The following is a 17,434-nucleotide window of genomic DNA, read 5'->3' on the forward strand; positions in this document are numbered from 1 at the left end:
CGCCATGCAAACGAGATCCCGCAAGCGCCTGCAACTGGTCCTGATCTGGGCGATCTTCTTCGCGCCGATGGTCGTCGCGGGTGTCATGGCCGCGATGGGCTGGATGCCCGGCACGCGCAGCTTCGGCGAAGGCATCGTGCCGCAGCGCTCGGTCGAGGACGCGGTCGCCGAACGCCCCGACGGCAGCCTGCTGCCGTGGCGTGATCCGGACTGGCGCTGGAGCGTGGTCGCGCTGCCGGGCAAGACCTGCGGCGAGATCTGCATCCGCCAACTCGACCAGGTCCATCGCGCGCGCGTGTCGCTCAACCAGAAGTCCGCGCGCGTGCGCCTCGTGTATCTCGGTGTGCCGCCGCACGGCGAGGGCGGCGCCGAGGTCATGACCGCGTGGGAGCCCGCGCGCGACGCGACCGGCGCGTTCAACACATGGATTCCGCAGGTCGACGACGGCCTCGCCCTCGTGCTCGTCAAGCCCGACGGCATCGCGCTGACGCTGTACCGCGACGGCTTCAACGCCAGCGGCCTGCGCAAGGACCTCGGCAAGGTGACCAAGTGATCGCGCGCTTCCTGCGCCTGTCCTGGCCGGCGCGGCTGGCCTGGATCGCCACGCTGCTCGCGCTCGGCGTGATCGTGTTCGGCGCGTTCGTGCGCCTGTCCAACGCGGGCCTGTCGTGCCCGGACTGGCCGACCTGCTACGGCAAGGCGACGTGGCCGGGCCACGAGCACGAGATCGAGCACGCCAACGCCAACTTCGACCGTCCGGTCGAATCGCACAAGACCTGGCGCGAGCAAGGCCACCGCATGGTCGCCGGCACGCTCGGCGTACTGATCCTCGCGCTCGCGCTCACTGCGGCGTGGCGGCGGCCGTTCGCGCGGCTCTGCGTGATCGTCGCGGCGATCGCGGCCGCGGCCGGCGTCGTCACGTACATGAAGGGTTCGCACACGTTGTCGGGCACGCTGTCGGTATTCGCACTCGGTCTGCCCGTGATCGCCGCGGCGACCCTGCGGCGTACCGGCGCGTGGCGCGTCGCGGTGCTGCTGCTCGGCGTCGTGATCTTCCAGGCCATGCTCGGCATGTGGACCGTGACCTGGCTGCTCAAGCCCGTCGTCGTGATGGGCCACCTGCTCGGCGGCCTGACCACGTTCGCGCTGCTCGCCTACGTCGCGTTGCGCCTGTCCGGCGCGGGGCGTGACGATCTCTCCGAGGAGCGCGTGCGTGCGCTCGTCGCGTTCGGCCTCGTCGTGCTCGGCCTGCAGATCGCGCTCGGTGGCTGGACCAGCGCGAACTACGCAGCCTGGGCCTGTGGCACCAATTTCCCGACCTGCCTCGGCCAGTGGTGGCCGCAGACCGATTTCGCCGAGGGTTTCGTGCTCTGGCGCGGCATCGGCGTCGACTACGAGGGCGGCGTGCTCGACGGGCCTGCGCGCACGGCGATCCAGATCGCGCACCGCATCGGTGCGGTCGTCGCATTCCTCTACGTCGGCTGGCTCAGCGGCCGCCTCGCGCGCGCAGGCCTGCGCGGTGTAGGGCGCGCGCTCGGCGCGGCGCTGCTCGTGCAGGTCGCACTCGGCATCGCCAACGTCAAGCTCGGCCTGCCGCTGCACGTCGCGACCGCGCACGTGTTCGTCGCCGTCGTGATGCTGTTCCTGCTCATCGTCGCGTTCGCACGCCTGCAACCGCGCAGCGACCTCTCGACTTGACCGCGCGCCGTCCCGACGGCATACGTCCGACCGAACCCGAAGCGATTCCCGCATGCCCTCCATCGCGAGCCAGTACCTCGAACTGACCAAGCCGCGCGTCGTCGCGCTGATCGTCTTCACGGCGATCATCGGCATGTTCCTGGCGGTGCCGGGCTGGCCGCCGCTGCGCGAGTCGGTCGTCGGCTTCATCGGCATCTGGCTCGCGGCCGGCTCGGCGGCCGCGATCAACCACCTGATCGACCAGCGCATCGACCGCCTCATGGCGCGCACGTCGCACCGGCCACTGGCCACCGGCACGCTCACGCCGACCCAGGTGCTCGCGTTCGCGATCGGCCTCGGCACGCTGTCGATGACGCTGCTGATCGCGTTCGTGAACCCGCTCACCGCGGCGCTCACGTTCGCGTCGCTGATCGGCTACGCGGTCGTCTACACCGCGTTCCTCAAGCGCGCGACGCCGCAGAACATCGTCATCGGCGGTGCCGCCGGTGCCGCACCGCCCGTGCTCGGCTGGGCCGCGGTCACCGGCGAAGTCCACCCGTACGCGCTGCTGCTGTTCCTGATCATCTTCGTGTGGACGCCGCCGCATTTCTGGGCGCTCGCGATCTTCCGCCGCGAGGACTACTCGCGTGCGCAGGTGCCGATGCTGCCCGTGACGCACGGCGTCACCTACACGCGCTGGCACGTGCTCGCGTACACGATCCTGCTTGTGATCGTGACCGTGCTGCCGTATCTCACCGGGATGAGCGGCCTGTTCTATCTCGGTGGCGCGCTCGTGCTCGGCGCAGGCTTCCTGTGGTACGCGATCGTGCTGCTGAACCCGCCCGACGAACTGTTCGCGATGAAGGTGTTCAACTACTCGATCATCTACCTCATGGCGCTGTTCGCGTTCCTGCTCGTCGACCACTACCTGATGCCCGAAGCGGCGCCGGTCGGCGGCTTCTTCCTCGAGAAGGTCGGCGGCTGACGCGGGTGGGGTTTCAGCGCGCGGGCGGCTTCGCGCAGAACGCGAGGTTGCCTTCGATGCGCGGACGGTCGGCGGCGGGAAGGCCCGGCCACGCGAGCAGCCGACGGCTGAGTTCCGCGCATTCGTCGCGACGGCCGACGTAGAACGCCGCGACCGCGCGCTCATCGATCGCGCGCCACGTGTAGACGGACAGGTCGAGGAACAGCAGGTCCTCGGGCACCGGCATCTCGGAGGCGACGCGTGCCTGCGCGTAGGCGCTGCCGAAGCGACCCTGGTTGCGCAGGAAGCGCGCGAGCTCGCACAGCGGCTCGGCGCGCACGGGACGCGCATCGAATGCGGCGAGGTAGGCGTCGATGACCTCGACCGCCGGCGCCTGCAGGCGCTCGAGCAGCGTGGCGACCTGGAACTTCGCGTACCAGACCTCCTCGGCGAAGCCGGCCATCGTGGCGCGCTTGCGGTAGGCCTCGAGCGCACCGGCGTGGTCGCCGGCGTCGCGCAGGCTCTGCGCGAAGTAGAACGCGTAACGCGTGTTGTCCGGTTCGGCCACGAGCGCCTTGCGCAGCACCTCGGCGTCGTCGCGGTACTTCTCCTTCAAGGGCCGCTGGCTGCGTGCGCCGTCGGGGTAGCTGCGCACGCGCAGGCCGGGCAGGTCGAGGATGCGCGGATCCGAAGGCGCGGCCGGGTACTCGTGCAGCACGCCGTGCCAGCGCCAGCCGAGCTCGTGGCGCAGCACCTTCGCGCTCGCGTATTCGAACTGGCTGCCGTCGAGCACCTGGCGCACGAAGTAGCCGGGGCCATCGAGCCGCTGCGTCGGCAGCGCCGCCTCGGGCATGCGCTCGAGGATCTCGTCGGCGTCGATGATCAGCGCGTACTCGCCGTGCGCACGCGCGAGGTCGAGCGCCTGGTTGCGGTTCGTCGCGAAGTCCACCCATGGGCGTTCGATCAGCTCGCCGGGCAGGTCGGCCATGAGCTCGCGCACGAGTGCCTGCGTGCCGTCCGTCGAGCCCGTGTCGACGATCGCCCAGGCGCCGATGTACGGGCGCACGGAGGCGAGGCAACGCGCGATCACGGGCGCCTCGTTCTTCACGATCATGCTCAGGCACAACTGGGGGGCGAACGCGGCGCGCGCCGGCGTCGGATGGCTCATGCGGGAGTCCATGCGTCGGTGGGAATCGCGAGGATAGCAGCGCCGTCGTTATCGGGCCGTGTGCTGCGTCGCCTGCGCGCGTCGCGCGTAACGCTGGGCCAGCAGCGCGCAGGCCATGAGCTGCACCTGATGGAACAGCATGACCGGCAGCAGCACCATGCCGAGCGCGGGATGGCCCGCGAACAGGATCTTGGCGATCGGCACGCCGCTGGCGAGGCTCTTCTTGGAGCCGCAGAACACGATCGCGATCTCGTCTTCGCGCGAGAAGCCGAGTGCGCGGCTACCCCACATCGTCATCGCCAGCGCAACGGCGAGCAGCACGATCACGACACCCGCGACGGCGGCCAATGCGGGCAGCGGTACGTGCTGCCACAGGCCTTCCACGACCGAGGCGCTGAAGGCGACGTAGACCACGAGCAGCACGGTGCCGCGATCGGTGTAGGAGAGCAGCGTGCGCCGGCGCTCGACCCAGCCGCCGACCCACGGCCGCGCGAGGTGCCCGGCCACGAACGGCGCGAACAGCTGCAGCGCGATCTTGCCGATCGCGTCGAGCGGCGAGCCCGTGTCGCCGTGCGTGGCGAGCAGGATCGACACGAGCACCGGCGTCAGGAACACACCGAGCAGGTTGGACAGCGACGCGCTGCACACGGCCGCGGGCACGTTGCCGCGCGCGATCGAGGTGAACGCGATCGACGACTGCACGGTCGACGGCAGCGCGCACAGGAACAGCACGCCGGTGAACAGCTCCGGCGTCAGCAGCCACGGCGCGACCGGCTTGAGGGCGAGTCCGAACAGCGGGAACGCGACGAACGTGCTCGCGAACACGGCCAGGTGCAGGCGCCAGTGCACGATGCCCGCGACGATCGCCTCGCGCGACAGGCGCGCACCATGCAGGAAGAACAGCAGCGCGATGCCTGCCGTCGTGGCGAGGTCGAACGCCTCGGCCACTGCCCCGCGGCACGGCAGCACGGCGGCGAGCACGACCGTCGCGACGAGCGCGAGCGTGAACGGATCGAGGAAGGCGGGCAGTCGGCGCATCGGAAGCGTTTGAATGGAGGAGGACTCTGGAACGGAGTACGACCGCTTCGGCGCGTGTGCCCAAGTCGACGCGTGAGCGCGCGCCGCGTCGCCGACCGCATGGCTCGTGCATGATCGCGGCTGCCTGCACCGGCCTGCAAGGCGCGAACGTCATGCAGACAGCCGCGCTGGCGCCGGGGCGATGCCATGGCGCGAGCGCTCCGGCGAAGCGTCCTTCAATGGCTGCGCAGGCCGCTGAGCGATGCCCTTCGGCCATCGTCGACCGCAGCACGCGGTGGTATACCTGCGCGCCGTGTCGACACCACCGGAACCCGCCGCATGACGCCCGCCGCCCACGGAGCCCTGACCCGCCGCGACCTTCGCACCCTGCTGCTCGCGGCACTCGGCGGTGCGCTCGAGTTCTACGACTTCATCATCTTCGTGTTCTTCGCGGCGGTCATCGCGCAGCTGTTCTTCCCGCCCGACACGCCCGAATGGCTGCGCCAGCTGCAGGCGTTCGGCATCTTCGCCGCGGGCTACCTCGCGCGCCCGCTCGGCGGCATCGTCATGGCGCACTTCGGCGACCGCGTGGGACGCAAGCGCATGTTCATGCTGAGCGTCCTGCTCATGGCCGTGCCGACCCTGCTCATGGGCCTGTTGCCGACCTACGCCGAGATCGGCCTCGCCGCGCCGTTGCTGCTGTTGCTGCTGCGCCTCGCGCAGGGCGCGGCGGTCGGCGGCGAGGTGCCCGGCGCGTGGGTGTTCGTGTCCGAGCACGTGCCGGCCTCGCGCACGGGTTTCGCCTGCGGCGTGCTCACCGCGGGCCTCACGCTCGGCATCCTGCTCGGCTCGCTCGTGTCGAGCGCGCTCAACACGTGGTGGACGCCCGAACAGGTGCTCGACGGCGTCTGGCGCGCGCCGTTCGTGCTCGGCGGCGTGTTCGGCCTGCTCGCCGTGTGGCTGCGCCGCTACCTGCACGAGACGCCCGTGTTCGAGGAGATGCGCCGCCGCCGCGCCCTCGTCGACGGCCTGCCGCTGCGCATCGTGCTGGCCGGCCATGCACGCGACGTCGCGACCTCGATGCTGCTGACGTGGCTGCTGACGGCCGGCATCGTCGTGGTGATCCTCATGACGCCGACGCTCGTGCAGCGCCTCTACGCGATCGCGCCGGCCACCGCGGCACAGGCCAACAGCCTCGCGACGTTCGCGCTGTGCTTCGGCTGCATCGCCTACGGACTCGCCGCGGACCGCTTCGGTTTCCGCCGCGTGATCGCGATCGGCGCGCTCGTGCTCGCGGCGGTCGTGTTCGCGCTCTACACGGGCACGCGCGCCTTGCCGCAGCACTTCACCGCGCTGTACGTGCTGACCGGGTTCTGCGTCGGCGTGGTCGGCGTCGTGCCGACCGCGATGGTGCACGCGTTCCCGCCCGCGATCCGCTTCTCGGGCATCTCGTTCGCCTACAACGTCGCCTACGCGATCGCCGGCGGCACCACGCCGCTGCTGATCGCGTGGTGGCTGCGCAGCGCACCCGATGCGCCGGTGTACTACGTGGCGCTGGCCTGCCTCGCCGGCATGATCGCGGCGAAATGTTCACGGCCGCATCCCGCGGGCTGATCGCGGCACGTGCGCCCGCCATGCGGGACGCAGTAGCATCGCGACGGGGGCAATCCAGCAGTACGCGGCAGATCGATCGGGCGCCGAGGAGCGGCAGCCCGCGCAGGGAGTCGCGGATCGTTCAGGGGACGACAACGTGGGAATCTTCAAGGCCGCCGTGTATGCGGCGTTCGGCTTGGCTGTCAGCGGCTCGTGCGCGGCAGCCACGGTGTGGGAACACTATCCTCCGCTGAGGAATGCCGGCACGTCCGGAATCGTCATCGGCGACTTCGATGGCGACGGGCGTCAGGACGCCGTCGTCACGGCCGGACCCGACAACCAGATTGGTTGGGTGGCGAGCAATGCGCAGGGCAGGCTGTCGCTGCGCTCGCTGATGGCGCTGCATCCGGGGACATTGACGACGTCGATGAGCCGATTCCTCGGCCCGCTCAGGCTCATGCCGCGTGAAGGGCCGTCCGATCGTGTCATCGGTATCGTCTCCAGCGACTACTCGGATGCGTCCAATGAGATCGTCGTCTTCGGCGGCGTGCCGTTGCGAGTCCTGCGCACGATTCCCGTACCCGGTGTCAGGAAGATCGCGACCGTCGCCGATGTCGACGCGGATGGTGCGCTGGAGATCGTTGCGGTGGCGCGGGCCGTCAACGGCTCGGTCGACACGCCCGTCATCCTCGACTACGCGACCGGTGCGCAGGAGTGGCGGGGAACGCTGCATACCAGCGACGTCGCCGTCGCCCAGCTGGACAATGATCCCGCGCTCGAACTGATCCTCACAGGCATGCCGGGACGCATCATCGACGGTGCGACACGCGAGGAAGAGTGGTCGTGGCCTGACGGCTTCCTCAGCGACATCCTCGTGGGACGCTTCGCCGGGGACCAGGGTGCTCCGACCTTCGCGATCCGCAGGAGCCGGGATGTCCAGGTGTTTCGCAGCCAGCCTTACGGCTTGATCGGCCAGCTGCCGGAGCCCGCGCTGCGGGGTGCGTTCGTCGTGCGGTACGCCGGTGCCGATCGCCTCGCGCTCGACATGTACGGCAGCAACATCGCGATCCGCGACGCCGTGTCCGGAGCGACGCTGTACAGCGAGCACGTTCCGCGGCTGCCGATGGTCAACGCGTTGTCGGTCGCCGACATCGACGGCGACGGACGGCCGGAGATGATCTACGGCGCGTCGGGGCCGACCTACGGCATGCTTCGCGTCGTCGACATGGTGACTCGGGTCGACGACTACGCGGAACGTGAGGAACTCGGGCCGCACGCGGCGATCGCGCGCGGCGACTTCGCCGGCAATGGATCGGATCAGGTGGCTTTCGCGACCGTCTCCACCGAAAGCAACGGTCGGCAGGGTCTCCATATCCTGGATGCGGGAACCGGCGAGCTCCTGCGCTCGCGGCCGGGCGAGGTCGATGGCCGTGCGAGAGGCAACCCGAGTCTCTCGGTCGCGCAGCTCGACATGGATCCCCAGATGGAAATCGTCCTGGTGGGCGATTCGATTCGCGGCATGTCGGTCGCCGTGTTCGACGGCCTCACCCTGGAGGAGCAGTGGCGTGTCGGCGACTTCGGGGGATCCGGGAACGCCGCACACGCTTTGGTCGATACCAACGCCGATGGCACAAGCGATGTCGTCGTCGGTATGGAGAGCGGGCATCTCGTCGTATTCGACGGTCGCGATGGCACGTTGCTGTGGCAATCGGTCACGATCTCGGGCGATACGCCATGGTCGATCGAAACGGTCGCATCACCGCCGCGCATCATCGCGAGCCGTGGCAACGGCGTGTACGTCTTCGATGCCTCCACCAAGCTGCTCGAGGCCGTCGCCAAGACGCCGAGGAGCATCCGCGCGATGTCGCGGTGGGGCGAGGGTGCAATGTGCCGCCTGGGACTGCTCGATGCCACGTCGTCGCTGCGCATCCACGCCTGTGCCGACCTCGCCTTCATCCATGAATGGACACTGCCTCCGGCCACGACGTTCTTTCGCGCGCTCGATGCGGCGGGCGACCACATGGTCACGGTCAGCGACAACGTGGTCCATCAGGCGCGTCGCGGACAGTCCGCAACGGCGGCGTCGGCACCTCTGGGACTGTATTCGGCATTCGGCAACCGCGGCATCGTGGTGCCGCTGGAGGACGGCGGCCACGACGTGATCGTCGGAACGACGCATATGGTCACGCGCATACGACTCGATCCCGATCCGATCTTCTCGGGAGATTTCGAATGAACAGGTCGAACGGAGAGGGATCCCGGATCGGGTCGATCGCGTGGAGTCTCCGTGCACGGACGTGCCGCGATCAACGCGTGCGTTCGGACGGTCCAGCGTCCTGCGCCGTCCGGACGGCTCGTGTCGTGCAGCATTCCGGGCCCGGATGGGCACGAGTGCGCGGTTGCCTCGTATCCGCCGTGGTCGTCCTGCTGCTCGCCCTTGCGCCGATCGGCCATGCCCAGGCAACCCCGGAGTGGGAGTACTACGTGCCGATCCGGGCCCCCGGCGGGCTCGGCATGCACTTCGGTGACTTCGACGGTGACGGGAGGGGCGAGCTGGTGCTCGCAAGTGACGGTTACGAAGGCGGGGGCACGGGCGTCTCGTACCGACTAGGGGTCCTTGCATCGACCGGCGTGAACACCTACGCCATGCGTTCGGTCGACGCGCACGTCGGCGGCGTGAAAGGAGTGACGATCGCGTGGACGCCATCCGACGGCGTGATGCGTGTCGCGGCGCTCGTTCGCGGCGGCACCCAGACGTCGATCGTCATCCACGCGGGCACTTCGCCGTCCACCATCGAGCGCGTCCTGCATGCTCCGCTCGTCGTGGGCCTCGAGCTTGTCGCCGACATCGACGGCGACGGTAGCCTGGAGATGGTCGTCCGGACATCGACGGGCTCCTGGTCGGACCAGAAGGTCGCTGCGCTCGCGCTCGAGTCCGGGCAGATCAAGTGGGTTTCACAATACGGTAGCGATAACGGGAATGTTGCCGCCGGCCAGCTCGATGCCGATCCCGCGATGGAACTCGTACTGGCCGGAACGCCCGGGAGGATCCTCGACGGCGCTTCGGGTGCCCTCGAATGGTCGTACCCGAGTGGATTCGGTCCCCGTGTCATCGTCGGCCGCTTCGGCGACGACCCGACGAAGGACGCGATCGTGGCGGGGCTCTTCGAGAGCGTGATCCTGTTCCGGTCCCAGCCGTACTCACCTGTTCGCGAGGTGCGCACGACACGCGGTGCGTTCACGAGGGCGCCGCGTACGGGAGGTGGTGACCTGCTGGCGCGCGGAAGCTTCGTTTACGATCTCCGCACGGGTGACGCGGTTGCAGGTGACCATGCCGACGAGACCTCGTCCGTTGCCGTGGCCGATCTCGACGGCGATGGTGATCTCGAGATCGCGTTCAACGACGGACTCCTGAATACCAGTGGCGACCGCCTGATCGTCCGCAGCCTGACGGACAATGCCACCGAGCTGATGATGGTGCAGGAATTCGGCCCGCATACGGCGATCGCGACCGGCGACATCGCCGCCACGGGGAAACAGGAAGTCGTGTTCGCGTCGACTGGCGTCGAGAGGTCGTCCGATCACACGACCGTCGGTCCCAAGGTCAGGGTTCTCGATGCGGAGACCGGTGCGCTTGTTCGCGAGCGTGGCGATCTCTTCCACGCTATCAGCTCGACCCGCATCGCGCTGGCGCAACTCGATGCGGATCCCGCGCTCGAGATCGTCCTGAGTGGGACCGATTCGCAGTCGCATAGCCTGATGGCGTTGGACGGAGCCACGCTGCAGACGCAATGGATCGCCACGCAGACACCCCCCGGCGATCGATCCATCTACGCCATGTCGCTCGTCGACATCGATGGAAGCGGTGTACCCGCCGTGGTCGTACTCACCGCGCAAGGGCGGCTTGCACGCTACGATGCCGCGACGGGAGACTTGGTGTGGTACACCGAGCCCTATCCCGCCCTGCAGTACGGAGGCATGGCGGTCTACCGCGATCATGCGGGAGTGCCCAAGGCGATCACCCACGACCGCTACCGCTCGCTGCGCGTGTTCGATCTGCGGTCCCGTGAGTTCATCCTCAGCATGACCTTCCCGTCGGACAACAGCATCGCGGGAGTCGATGTCTTCCAGGACGCCGATGGATCGTGTCGCATCGGCGTGCTGAGGGAAGCCGTCGTGCACATCCTCGCGTGCGAGACCCTGGCGCAGATCGACCAGTGGCCCACGCCCGCCGGAGCAGTGTTCGTGCGGTGGATCCGCGGTGGTTCGAGCATGCTCGTCGCAGCCGGCGGCGTGCTTCATCTGATTGGCAGCACCGGTTCCGCGCAGCCGTTGAGCGGTTTCATGGGAAATTCCCTCGGCGCTGGAAACCGCGCGGTGCTCCGGGAAGATGTCCAGTCCGGCGAGATCGACCTCATGATCGGCTCGGGGCACATGGTCAAGCGCACGCGCATCCCTCGTGATGGGATCTTCTCGGGCGACTTCGACGCGACCAGGGAGGGGCGATGACGGCTCCGGGCGTCGGCATGTCGTCCGCCGATGCTGGCCGCGGATCGCCGCGGCGTGGATGATACGGGCATGACGACGAGCCCACGTTTCGACGCGATCCTCATCGGCGCCGGCCACAACGGCCTCGTCTGTGCCACGTACCTGGCGAAAGCCGGTCTCAAGGTGCTCGTGCTCGAGCGGCGCGACGTCGTGGGCGGTGCCGCGGTCACCGAGGAATTCCATCCCGGATTCCGCAACTCGGTGGCCTCGTACACGGTGTCGCTGCTGCAGCCGAAGGTCATCGCCGATCTCGATCTGCACGAGCACGGGCTGCGTGTGGTCGAGCGCTGGCGCAACAACTTCCTGCCGCGTCCGGACGGCACGTACCTGCTCACGGGCGCGGGGCAGACGCAGGCCGAGGTCGCGAAGTTCTCGCGGCGCGATGCCGAGCGCCTGCCCGCGTACGAGCAGCGCCTCGATGCGATCGCCGATGTGCTGCGCGCGCTCGCGCTCGAGCCGCCGCCGAACGTCACCGACGGCGGCTGGTGGAAGGCGCTGCCCGAGCTCGTGCGCGCGGGCAGGCTCGGCCGTCGCCTGCACGGGCTCGACGCGTCGCTGCGCCAGGAACTGCTCGACCTGTTCACGATCTCGGCGGCCGAGTACCTCGACCGCTGGTTCGAGAGCGAGCCGATCCGCGCCGTGCTCGGCTTCGACGGCGTGGTCGGCAACTACGCGAGTCCGTACACGCCGGGCAGCGCCTACGTGCTGCTGCACCACGTGTTCGGCGAGGTCAACGGCGTCAAGGGCGCGTGGGGTCACGCGATCGGCGGCATGGGCGCGATCACGCAGGCGATGGCGAAGGCCGCGACGGCCGCCGGCGTCGAGATCCGCACGGGCTGCGGCGTGCGCGAGGTGGTCGTCGAGAACGGCCGCGTCACCGGCGTCGTGACCACGCAGAGCGACCTCGTGCATGCGCGCGCAGTGGTCGCCAACGTCAACCCGAAGCTGCTCTACGAGCAGCTGCTCGCCCGCGACGTGGTGCCTGCGCCGACGCGCGAGCGCATGGCGAACTGGCGCTGCGGCTCGGGCACGTTCCGCATGAATGTCGCACTCGATCGCCTCCCGGATTTCACCGCGCTGCCCGGCGAGGGCGATCACCTCACGGCCGGCATCATCCTCGCGCCGAGCCTCGACTACATGGACCGCGCCTACCGCGACGCGCTCGCGCACGGCTGGTCGCGCGAGCCGATCGTCGAGATGCTGATCCCGTCGACGCTCGATGATTCGCTCGCGCCGCCGGGCCAGCACGTCGCCAGCCTGTTCTGCCAGCACGTCGCCCCGCAGCTGTCCGATGGTCGATCGTGGGACGACCATCGCGAGGAGGTTGCCGACCTCATGATCGCGACCGTCGACCGCTACGCGCCGGGTTTCGCCGCGAGCGTGCTCGGCCGGCAGATCAAGAGTCCGCTCGACCTCGAGCGCGATTTCGGTCTCATCGGCGGCGACATCTTCCACGGCGCGCTGAGCCTCAACCAGCTGTTCAGCGCGCGGCCGATGCTCGGCCAGGCCGACTACCGCGGTGCACTGCCGGGGCTGTACCTGTGTGGCGCCGGCACGCATCCGGGCGGTGGCGTCACCGGTGCGCCCGGGCACAACGCGGCGCGTGTCATCGAGAAGGATCTGCGCTGACCGGGATCCTCGCGTCGCGCGGCCCGCCGGCGCCTGCCGGGTCGTGATCCCATCGAGACCGCCACGGCGGAGCAGGCGCATCACCACAGGGGCATCAGGGAATGAGGAAGCGTTGCATCGTAGGAGCGTTCGCGCTCGCCATGTTCGGGGCGTCGATCGCCCACGCGGGGAAGAAGGTCGAGACCTCGGTGTTCCACGGCAAGTCGAAGGAGGAGGCCGGCAAGGCGTTGCTCGACATCGCGTTGCGCCAGGCCGGAGACGGCAGCTGGGAACGCATCGGCGTCGGTCGCGTGCTGTACCTCGCGGGATCGCGCAGCGAAGGCCAGGCCTTGTTCGATGCGGTACTCGCGAAGAAGCCTGCCGCGAGCGACCTCATGCGCATCGGCCGCGTGTACATGGAGGCGGGCGAGTGGGCGAAGGCCAAGCCGCTGTTCGACCGCTATGTGCGCGAGAACCCGCGGGATGAAAAGGAGATGGCCGAGATCGGAGCCTATTACCTGATCCATGACGACCGCACCACGGCCGACACGCTGTTCGCGCGCTCGTTCCAGGTCACCGACGCATTCTGGGCCACGCTCGCCGCGGCGGCGGCCTACCACGGCGTCGCACCGCAGCCGTGACGGTACGGCCCGTCACGGGCAGGCCGTTCCATCGACGACAACACACACACACAGGGGAAGCGTGATGAAGAAGGGTTTGTTCATGGCCGGCGCGCTCGTGTTCGCGCTCGGTGTCGGCACGGGCATGGCCGCGAAGGTGCGCATCGACATCAATGCCTACAAGGCGATGCCCGAGAAGGACGCGGGCAAGGCGCTGCTCGAACAGGCGCTGGTGCAGGCCGGCAAGGGCAGCTGGGAGCGCATCGCGGTCGGCCGCATCTACCTGCTCGCGGGCATGAAGGCCGAGGGCAAGGCGATCTTCGACGCGCTGCTCGCCGGCAAGCACCAGAGCAGCGACGTGCTGCGCATCGCGCGCGCCTACCGCGAGGCCGGCGACTGGCAGAGCGCCAAGGTGCTGTTCGACCGCTTCGTGCGCGAGAACCCGAAGGACGAGAAGGACATCGCCGAGATCGGCGCCTACTACCACCTGGCCGGTGATCGCGCGGGCGCCGAGGCGTTGTACGCGAAGTCGTTCGCGATCACCGACGAGTTCTGGTCCACGGTGACGGCGGCGGCCGGCTATCTCGGGGTCAGGCCGCAGGAGTGAGCTGACGCGGCGTTGCGGAGGCGATGGCGAAGGCGTGCCGCTCTCCGGGGCGCGCCTCGACGTGGCCTCCGATGCCCTACGGCCACCATGCTGCCGGCAGTGCGTAGCCCATCTCGGCGAGGCCGTAGGCGACGAAGCCGAGCCACATCATCACGACCGCGAGCGCCGTGAAGCGACGGCCGCGCCGGGCCAGCGCGAACAGCAGCGCTGGTGCGGCCAGCGACGCGGCGACCACGCCGGTTGTCGGCAGCCAGCGTCCCTGCTCGAGATGCCCGAGCGCCCAGCGTGCGAGCGCGAGCGTACCCACGCCGAATGTCGCGATGCCGAGCAGGAGGTAGGGCACGCTCTCGATGCCGGCGAGACGGTCCATCATGCGTTTGATGTCGTGGTGCGATCGGCCATCGGCGTCCATGACCGCAGGGTACACCCGCGGGCATGGCGATGGTCAGGCGAGCGAGGCCGCACGGGATCAGGCGCGCGTCGACGCGGGTACCGGTGCCGCCATCGGCACCGGTACCCGGATCTCAGCCCTTCACGCACACCACCTGCCGCAACGTGTGCACGACCTCGACGAGATCGGCCTGCGCCGCGATCACCGCGTCGATCGGCTTGTACGCGGCCGGCGACTCGTCGATGACGGCGTCGTCCTTGCGGCATTCGACGTGCGCGGTCGCCTCGCGGTGCTGCTTGAGCGTGATGCTGCGGCGTGCCTCGGTGCGGCTCATGACGCGGCCCGCGCCGTGGCTGCAGCTGTGGAAGCTCTCGGCGTTGCCCTTGCCGCGCACGATGTAGCTCTTCGTGCCCATGCTGCCCGGGATGATGCCGAGTTCGCCCGCGCGCGCGCTGACCGCACCCTTGCGCGTGACGAGCAGCGACTCGCCACCGTGCGTCTCGCGCTGCACGTAGTTGTGGTGGCAGTTCACCGCGACGCGGTCGAGCTGGAACCTCGGCAGCGTGTGGCGCATCTCGGCGAGCACGCGCGCCATCATCGCCTCGCGGTTGTGGCGTGCGTAGTCCTGAGCCCACGACACCGCCTCCACGTAGTCGTCGAACAGCGGCTCGCCTTCCATGAAGAACGCGAGGTCCTTGTCCGGCAGGTAGAAGCCGAGCACGCGGTGTGCCAGTTCCTCGCGGGCACGTTCGATGAAGTAGGTGCCGATGAGGTTGCCGGTGCCGCGCGAACCCGAGTGCAGCATCACCCACACGCGATCCTCCTCGTCGAGGCAGACCTCGATGAAGTGGTTGCCGCCGCCGAGCGTGCCGAGCTGGCGATCGAGCTTGTCGGTGCGGATGCGCCGGTGCTTGTCCTTGATCGCGTCGAGGCGGGACGCGAGGCCCGAGTCCGCGACGCGCGTGTCGATGCCGTCGGGCAGCTTGCGGTGCTCGCCGCCGGGGCCGTTGCCGACCGGTACGGTGCGTTCGATCGACGCGCGCAGCGGCGCGAGCGAGTCGGGCAGGTCGCGTGCGCGCAGCGTCGTGCGCACCGCGGCCATGCCGCAGCCGATGTCGACGCCGACCGCGGCCGGGATGATCGCGCCGCGCGTCGGGATCACCGAGCCCACGGTCGCGCCCTTGCCGAGGTGCACGTCGGGCATCACCGCCACCCACGGTCCGACGAACGGGATCGCCGCGATGTTGCGCAGCTGCGCGTGGGCCTGCGCTTCGAGCGGCACGCCGCGCACCCAGCCCTTGATCGGCGTGGTGCTGCCTTCGGCGTGCAGGAATTCGTACGAGGTGTTCATGTCCTTGTCCGTGTTGGATCCTTTCCGGCCGGCGCGGCGGCTCCTGCCGCCGCGCCGGGTCCTCACTTCAATGTCACCAGCTGCTTCAGCACGCCGTCCAGGCCGCCGAACACGGTGAGCTTGTCGACCTTCTCTGTCACCTTCTCGAGCGCTTCGAGCTCCTTGAGGCGCATGAGCACCGGGCTCTCCTCGATCAGCTTCGCGGTGTTGAGCAGGGAGCGCGTGGCGTTCGCCTCCTCGCGACGGCGGATCACGTTGGCCTGGGCCGCCTTCTCCGCCTGCACGACGCTGTTGAGGATCTCCTTCATGTCGCCCGGCAGGATCACGTCCTTGACGCCGACGCCGAGCACCTCGATGCCGAAGCCGCCGACCTTGCCGCGCACGCTGGCGAAGATCTCGCCGTCGAGCGCGGCCTTGTCGGCGAGCAGCTCGTCGAGGGTCTTCGTCGAGACCGCCTTGCGCAAGCCGAACTGCAGCTCGCGGTAGACGTGCTCGCTGGCCTTGGCGACCTTGGTACGCGCGGCGACCGCGTCGGTCACGCGCACGTTCGCCGACAGGTTCACGCGCAGCGAGACCTTGTCGCGCGTGAGCAGCTCCTGGCCCGATACCTCGACCGCCTGCACGCGCAGGTCGACGACCTCCGCGGACACGTTGCGGCTGAAGTTCCAGAACGCGTACGCACCCGGTTCGAGCGTGCGTGCGAGCTTGCCGTCGACGAACACGAGGCCGGTCGACTCGACCGGCACGTCGACGACGACCGCGAGCTTCGCGAGCGTGCCGAGCTGGCGCAGGCGGCGCACGACCTCGGGCGCGACCTCGAGCGACTCGCCGAGGTGCACGCGGTCGATCGCGATGCCGACGAGGCCACGCCAGTAGAGCTTGCGCGTACCCGGCGGGAGCACGTCCTCGAGCTTGCCGTTCTTCAGCACGAGGCCGGCTTCAGCGGTGCCGAGGTCGGCCAGCACGAAGTGTTCGCCGAGGCGCTCGCCGAGGCGCGCGACGAGCGTGTCGACGTCGCGCCCGGTGTACTCGCCCTGCGCGATCGCGTGCACGACCACGTCGAGGCGTCCGCGCGGATCGAACCAGCGATACTCGCCCGGCCCGATCACGCGTTGCAGCTGACGGTTGCGATACACCAGGCCGCGCTCGCCGTCTCCGATCACGACCGTCTTGGTCCAGAACATGGTGTTCTCCTTTGGCTCTGGTGGTCCGGTCCGTACGGGTGTCACGTCCGCGCGCCGACCGGTTCGCGCGTGGGGTGTCCGTGCAGGCGTTGCCTGCACATGAAGAGGGGGAAACGCCCCTGGCGACCGGCATCGCGGAACCCGCGTGCCCGCCCGTGGGGGACTTGCCGTCACCGGCCTCGATCCGTGCATGCCGCGTGCGCAAGGCCGCGCGGGGCAGGGGGCGTGGGTCCGGCGATGCCGCCGCTGCGGTGGTGCCTTCGTGCGCCACGCTTGCGCGTGGTGCATTCCGGAACCGCCGCACGGGGCGTTTCCTGGTGGAGGGACTTGCGTCCCGTGTCATGACGTAACAGGTCATGTTGGAGCGGGAATCGAACCCGCGACCGCTGGAGTCAACGTCCAGAGCTCTAACCGACTGAGCTATCCAATGGGGTGACGTGCAGGACTCGAACCTGCGACCCGCGGCACATGCCGCTGCTCTACCTCTGAGCCAACGTCACTCTGCGCAGCACTCCGTGCGGGTTCGGGCATGCGCGAGCGGCAGTGCCGTGCGCACCGGACGGCATCGATGCCGTACCGCAGGAATCCGTCGGTGATGCCGTGCATGGTCGCCCGTTCGGGGCACCATGAGGTGCGGTCATGCCATCGCGAAAAGCGGTCCCGTGCACGGCCTCGTGATTATCCCGAGGCATGCCGTGGAGGCGAT

General features: G+C 69.1%; 13 protein-coding genes, 2 tRNA genes and 1 pseudogene. 9 read left to right on the forward strand and 7 right to left on the reverse strand.

All coding sequences use genetic code 11. The features are described from left to right. Positions 1-4 precede the first annotated feature (4 nt). From ACQQ2N_RS09460 to cyoE, 3 genes and pseudogenes are all read left to right on the forward strand, one after another. A complete protein-coding gene (locus ACQQ2N_RS09460) occupies positions 5-553 on the forward strand; it encodes a hypothetical protein (RefSeq protein ID WP_440225466.1) in 549 nt (182 codons plus the stop codon). Beyond that, a complete protein-coding gene (locus tag ACQQ2N_RS09465; protein WP_440225467.1) occupies positions 550-1,698 on the forward strand; it encodes a COX15/CtaA family protein in 1,149 nt (382 codons plus the stop codon). The genes ACQQ2N_RS09460 and ACQQ2N_RS09465 overlap by 4 nt, the downstream gene beginning before the upstream one ends. Positions 1,699-1,729: 31 nt before the next feature. Continuing rightward, positions 1,730-2,662: pseudogene (cyoE, locus tag ACQQ2N_RS09470) on the forward strand (heme o synthase); the annotation flags it as partial. A gap of 13 nt (positions 2,663-2,675) precedes the next feature. Here the strand turns inward: cyoE and ACQQ2N_RS09475 are convergent. Further along, positions 2,676-3,809 carry a glycosyltransferase gene (locus ACQQ2N_RS09475; protein WP_440225468.1) on the reverse strand — a complete coding sequence of 378 codons (1,134 nt, stop codon included), beginning with the start codon at positions 3,807-3,809 and terminating at the stop codon, positions 2,676-2,678. A 48-nt stretch (positions 3,810-3,857) separates the two neighbouring features. After that, positions 3,858-4,847 carry a bile acid:sodium symporter family protein gene (locus ACQQ2N_RS09480; RefSeq protein ID WP_440225469.1) on the reverse strand — a complete coding sequence of 330 codons (990 nt, stop codon included), beginning with the start codon at positions 4,845-4,847 and terminating at the stop codon, positions 3,858-3,860. 318 nt (positions 4,848-5,165) lie between these two features. Between ACQQ2N_RS09480 and ACQQ2N_RS09485 the strand changes: the two genes are divergently transcribed. The 6 genes from ACQQ2N_RS09485 (at position 5,166) to ACQQ2N_RS09510 (ending at position 13,802) form a co-directional block, all read left to right on the forward strand. After that, a complete protein-coding gene (locus tag ACQQ2N_RS09485; RefSeq protein WP_440225470.1) occupies positions 5,166-6,440 on the forward strand; it encodes an MFS transporter in 1,275 nt (424 codons plus the stop codon). Between the two features lie 136 nt (positions 6,441-6,576). Next, the gene (locus ACQQ2N_RS09490; protein ID WP_440225471.1) at positions 6,577-8,655 is read left to right on the forward strand and encodes an outer membrane protein assembly factor BamB family protein; all 2,079 of its coding nucleotides are present in this window, start codon (positions 6,577-6,579) and stop codon (positions 8,653-8,655) included. Between the two features lie 179 nt (positions 8,656-8,834). Then, positions 8,835-10,928 carry a hypothetical protein gene (locus ACQQ2N_RS09495; RefSeq protein WP_440225472.1) on the forward strand — a complete coding sequence of 698 codons (2,094 nt, stop codon included), beginning with the start codon at positions 8,835-8,837 and terminating at the stop codon, positions 10,926-10,928. A 69-nt stretch (positions 10,929-10,997) separates the two neighbouring features. Continuing rightward, the gene (locus ACQQ2N_RS09500) at positions 10,998-12,596 is read left to right on the forward strand and encodes a phytoene desaturase family protein (protein WP_440225473.1); all 1,599 of its coding nucleotides are present in this window, start codon (positions 10,998-11,000) and stop codon (positions 12,594-12,596) included. A 101-nt stretch (positions 12,597-12,697) separates the two neighbouring features. Next, positions 12,698-13,216: a tetratricopeptide repeat protein gene (locus ACQQ2N_RS09505; protein ID WP_440225474.1), complete on the forward strand. Its 519-nt coding sequence runs from the start codon at positions 12,698-12,700 to the stop codon at positions 13,214-13,216. Positions 13,217-13,280: 64 nt separating this feature from the next. After that, positions 13,281-13,802, forward strand: a complete 522-nt coding sequence (locus ACQQ2N_RS09510) for a tetratricopeptide repeat protein (protein WP_440225475.1) — start codon at positions 13,281-13,283, stop codon at positions 13,800-13,802. A gap of 76 nt (positions 13,803-13,878) precedes the next feature. On the opposite strand, the gene ACQQ2N_RS09515 is transcribed toward ACQQ2N_RS09510, so the two are convergent. The 5 genes from ACQQ2N_RS09515 to ACQQ2N_RS09535 all read right to left on the reverse strand — a co-directional run bounded on the left by ACQQ2N_RS09515 (position 13,879) and on the right by ACQQ2N_RS09535 (position 17,228). Further along, the gene (locus ACQQ2N_RS09515; protein ID WP_440225476.1) at positions 13,879-14,175 is read right to left on the reverse strand and encodes a hypothetical protein; all 297 of its coding nucleotides are present in this window, start codon (positions 14,173-14,175) and stop codon (positions 13,879-13,881) included. Between the two features lie 151 nt (positions 14,176-14,326). Further along, the gene (locus ACQQ2N_RS09520; RefSeq protein ID WP_440225477.1) at positions 14,327-15,544 is read right to left on the reverse strand and encodes an RtcB family protein; all 1,218 of its coding nucleotides are present in this window, start codon (positions 15,542-15,544) and stop codon (positions 14,327-14,329) included. 62 nt (positions 15,545-15,606) lie between these two features. After that, positions 15,607-16,728: a slipin family protein gene (locus ACQQ2N_RS09525; RefSeq protein ID WP_440225478.1), complete on the reverse strand. Its 1,122-nt coding sequence runs from the start codon at positions 16,726-16,728 to the stop codon at positions 15,607-15,609. 356 nt (positions 16,729-17,084) lie between these two features. After that, positions 17,085-17,158 (reverse strand) — tRNA-Gln (locus tag ACQQ2N_RS09530). Next, positions 17,157-17,228 (reverse strand) — tRNA-OTHER (locus ACQQ2N_RS09535). Before ACQQ2N_RS09535 ends, ACQQ2N_RS09530 begins: the two co-directional genes overlap by 2 nt. Positions 17,229-17,434 lie beyond the last annotated feature (206 nt).

Origin of the sequence: Dokdonella aquatica, assembly GCF_051987395.1 — a bacterium.
Classification (GTDB): Bacteria; Pseudomonadota; Gammaproteobacteria; order Xanthomonadales; family Rhodanobacteraceae; genus Dokdonella.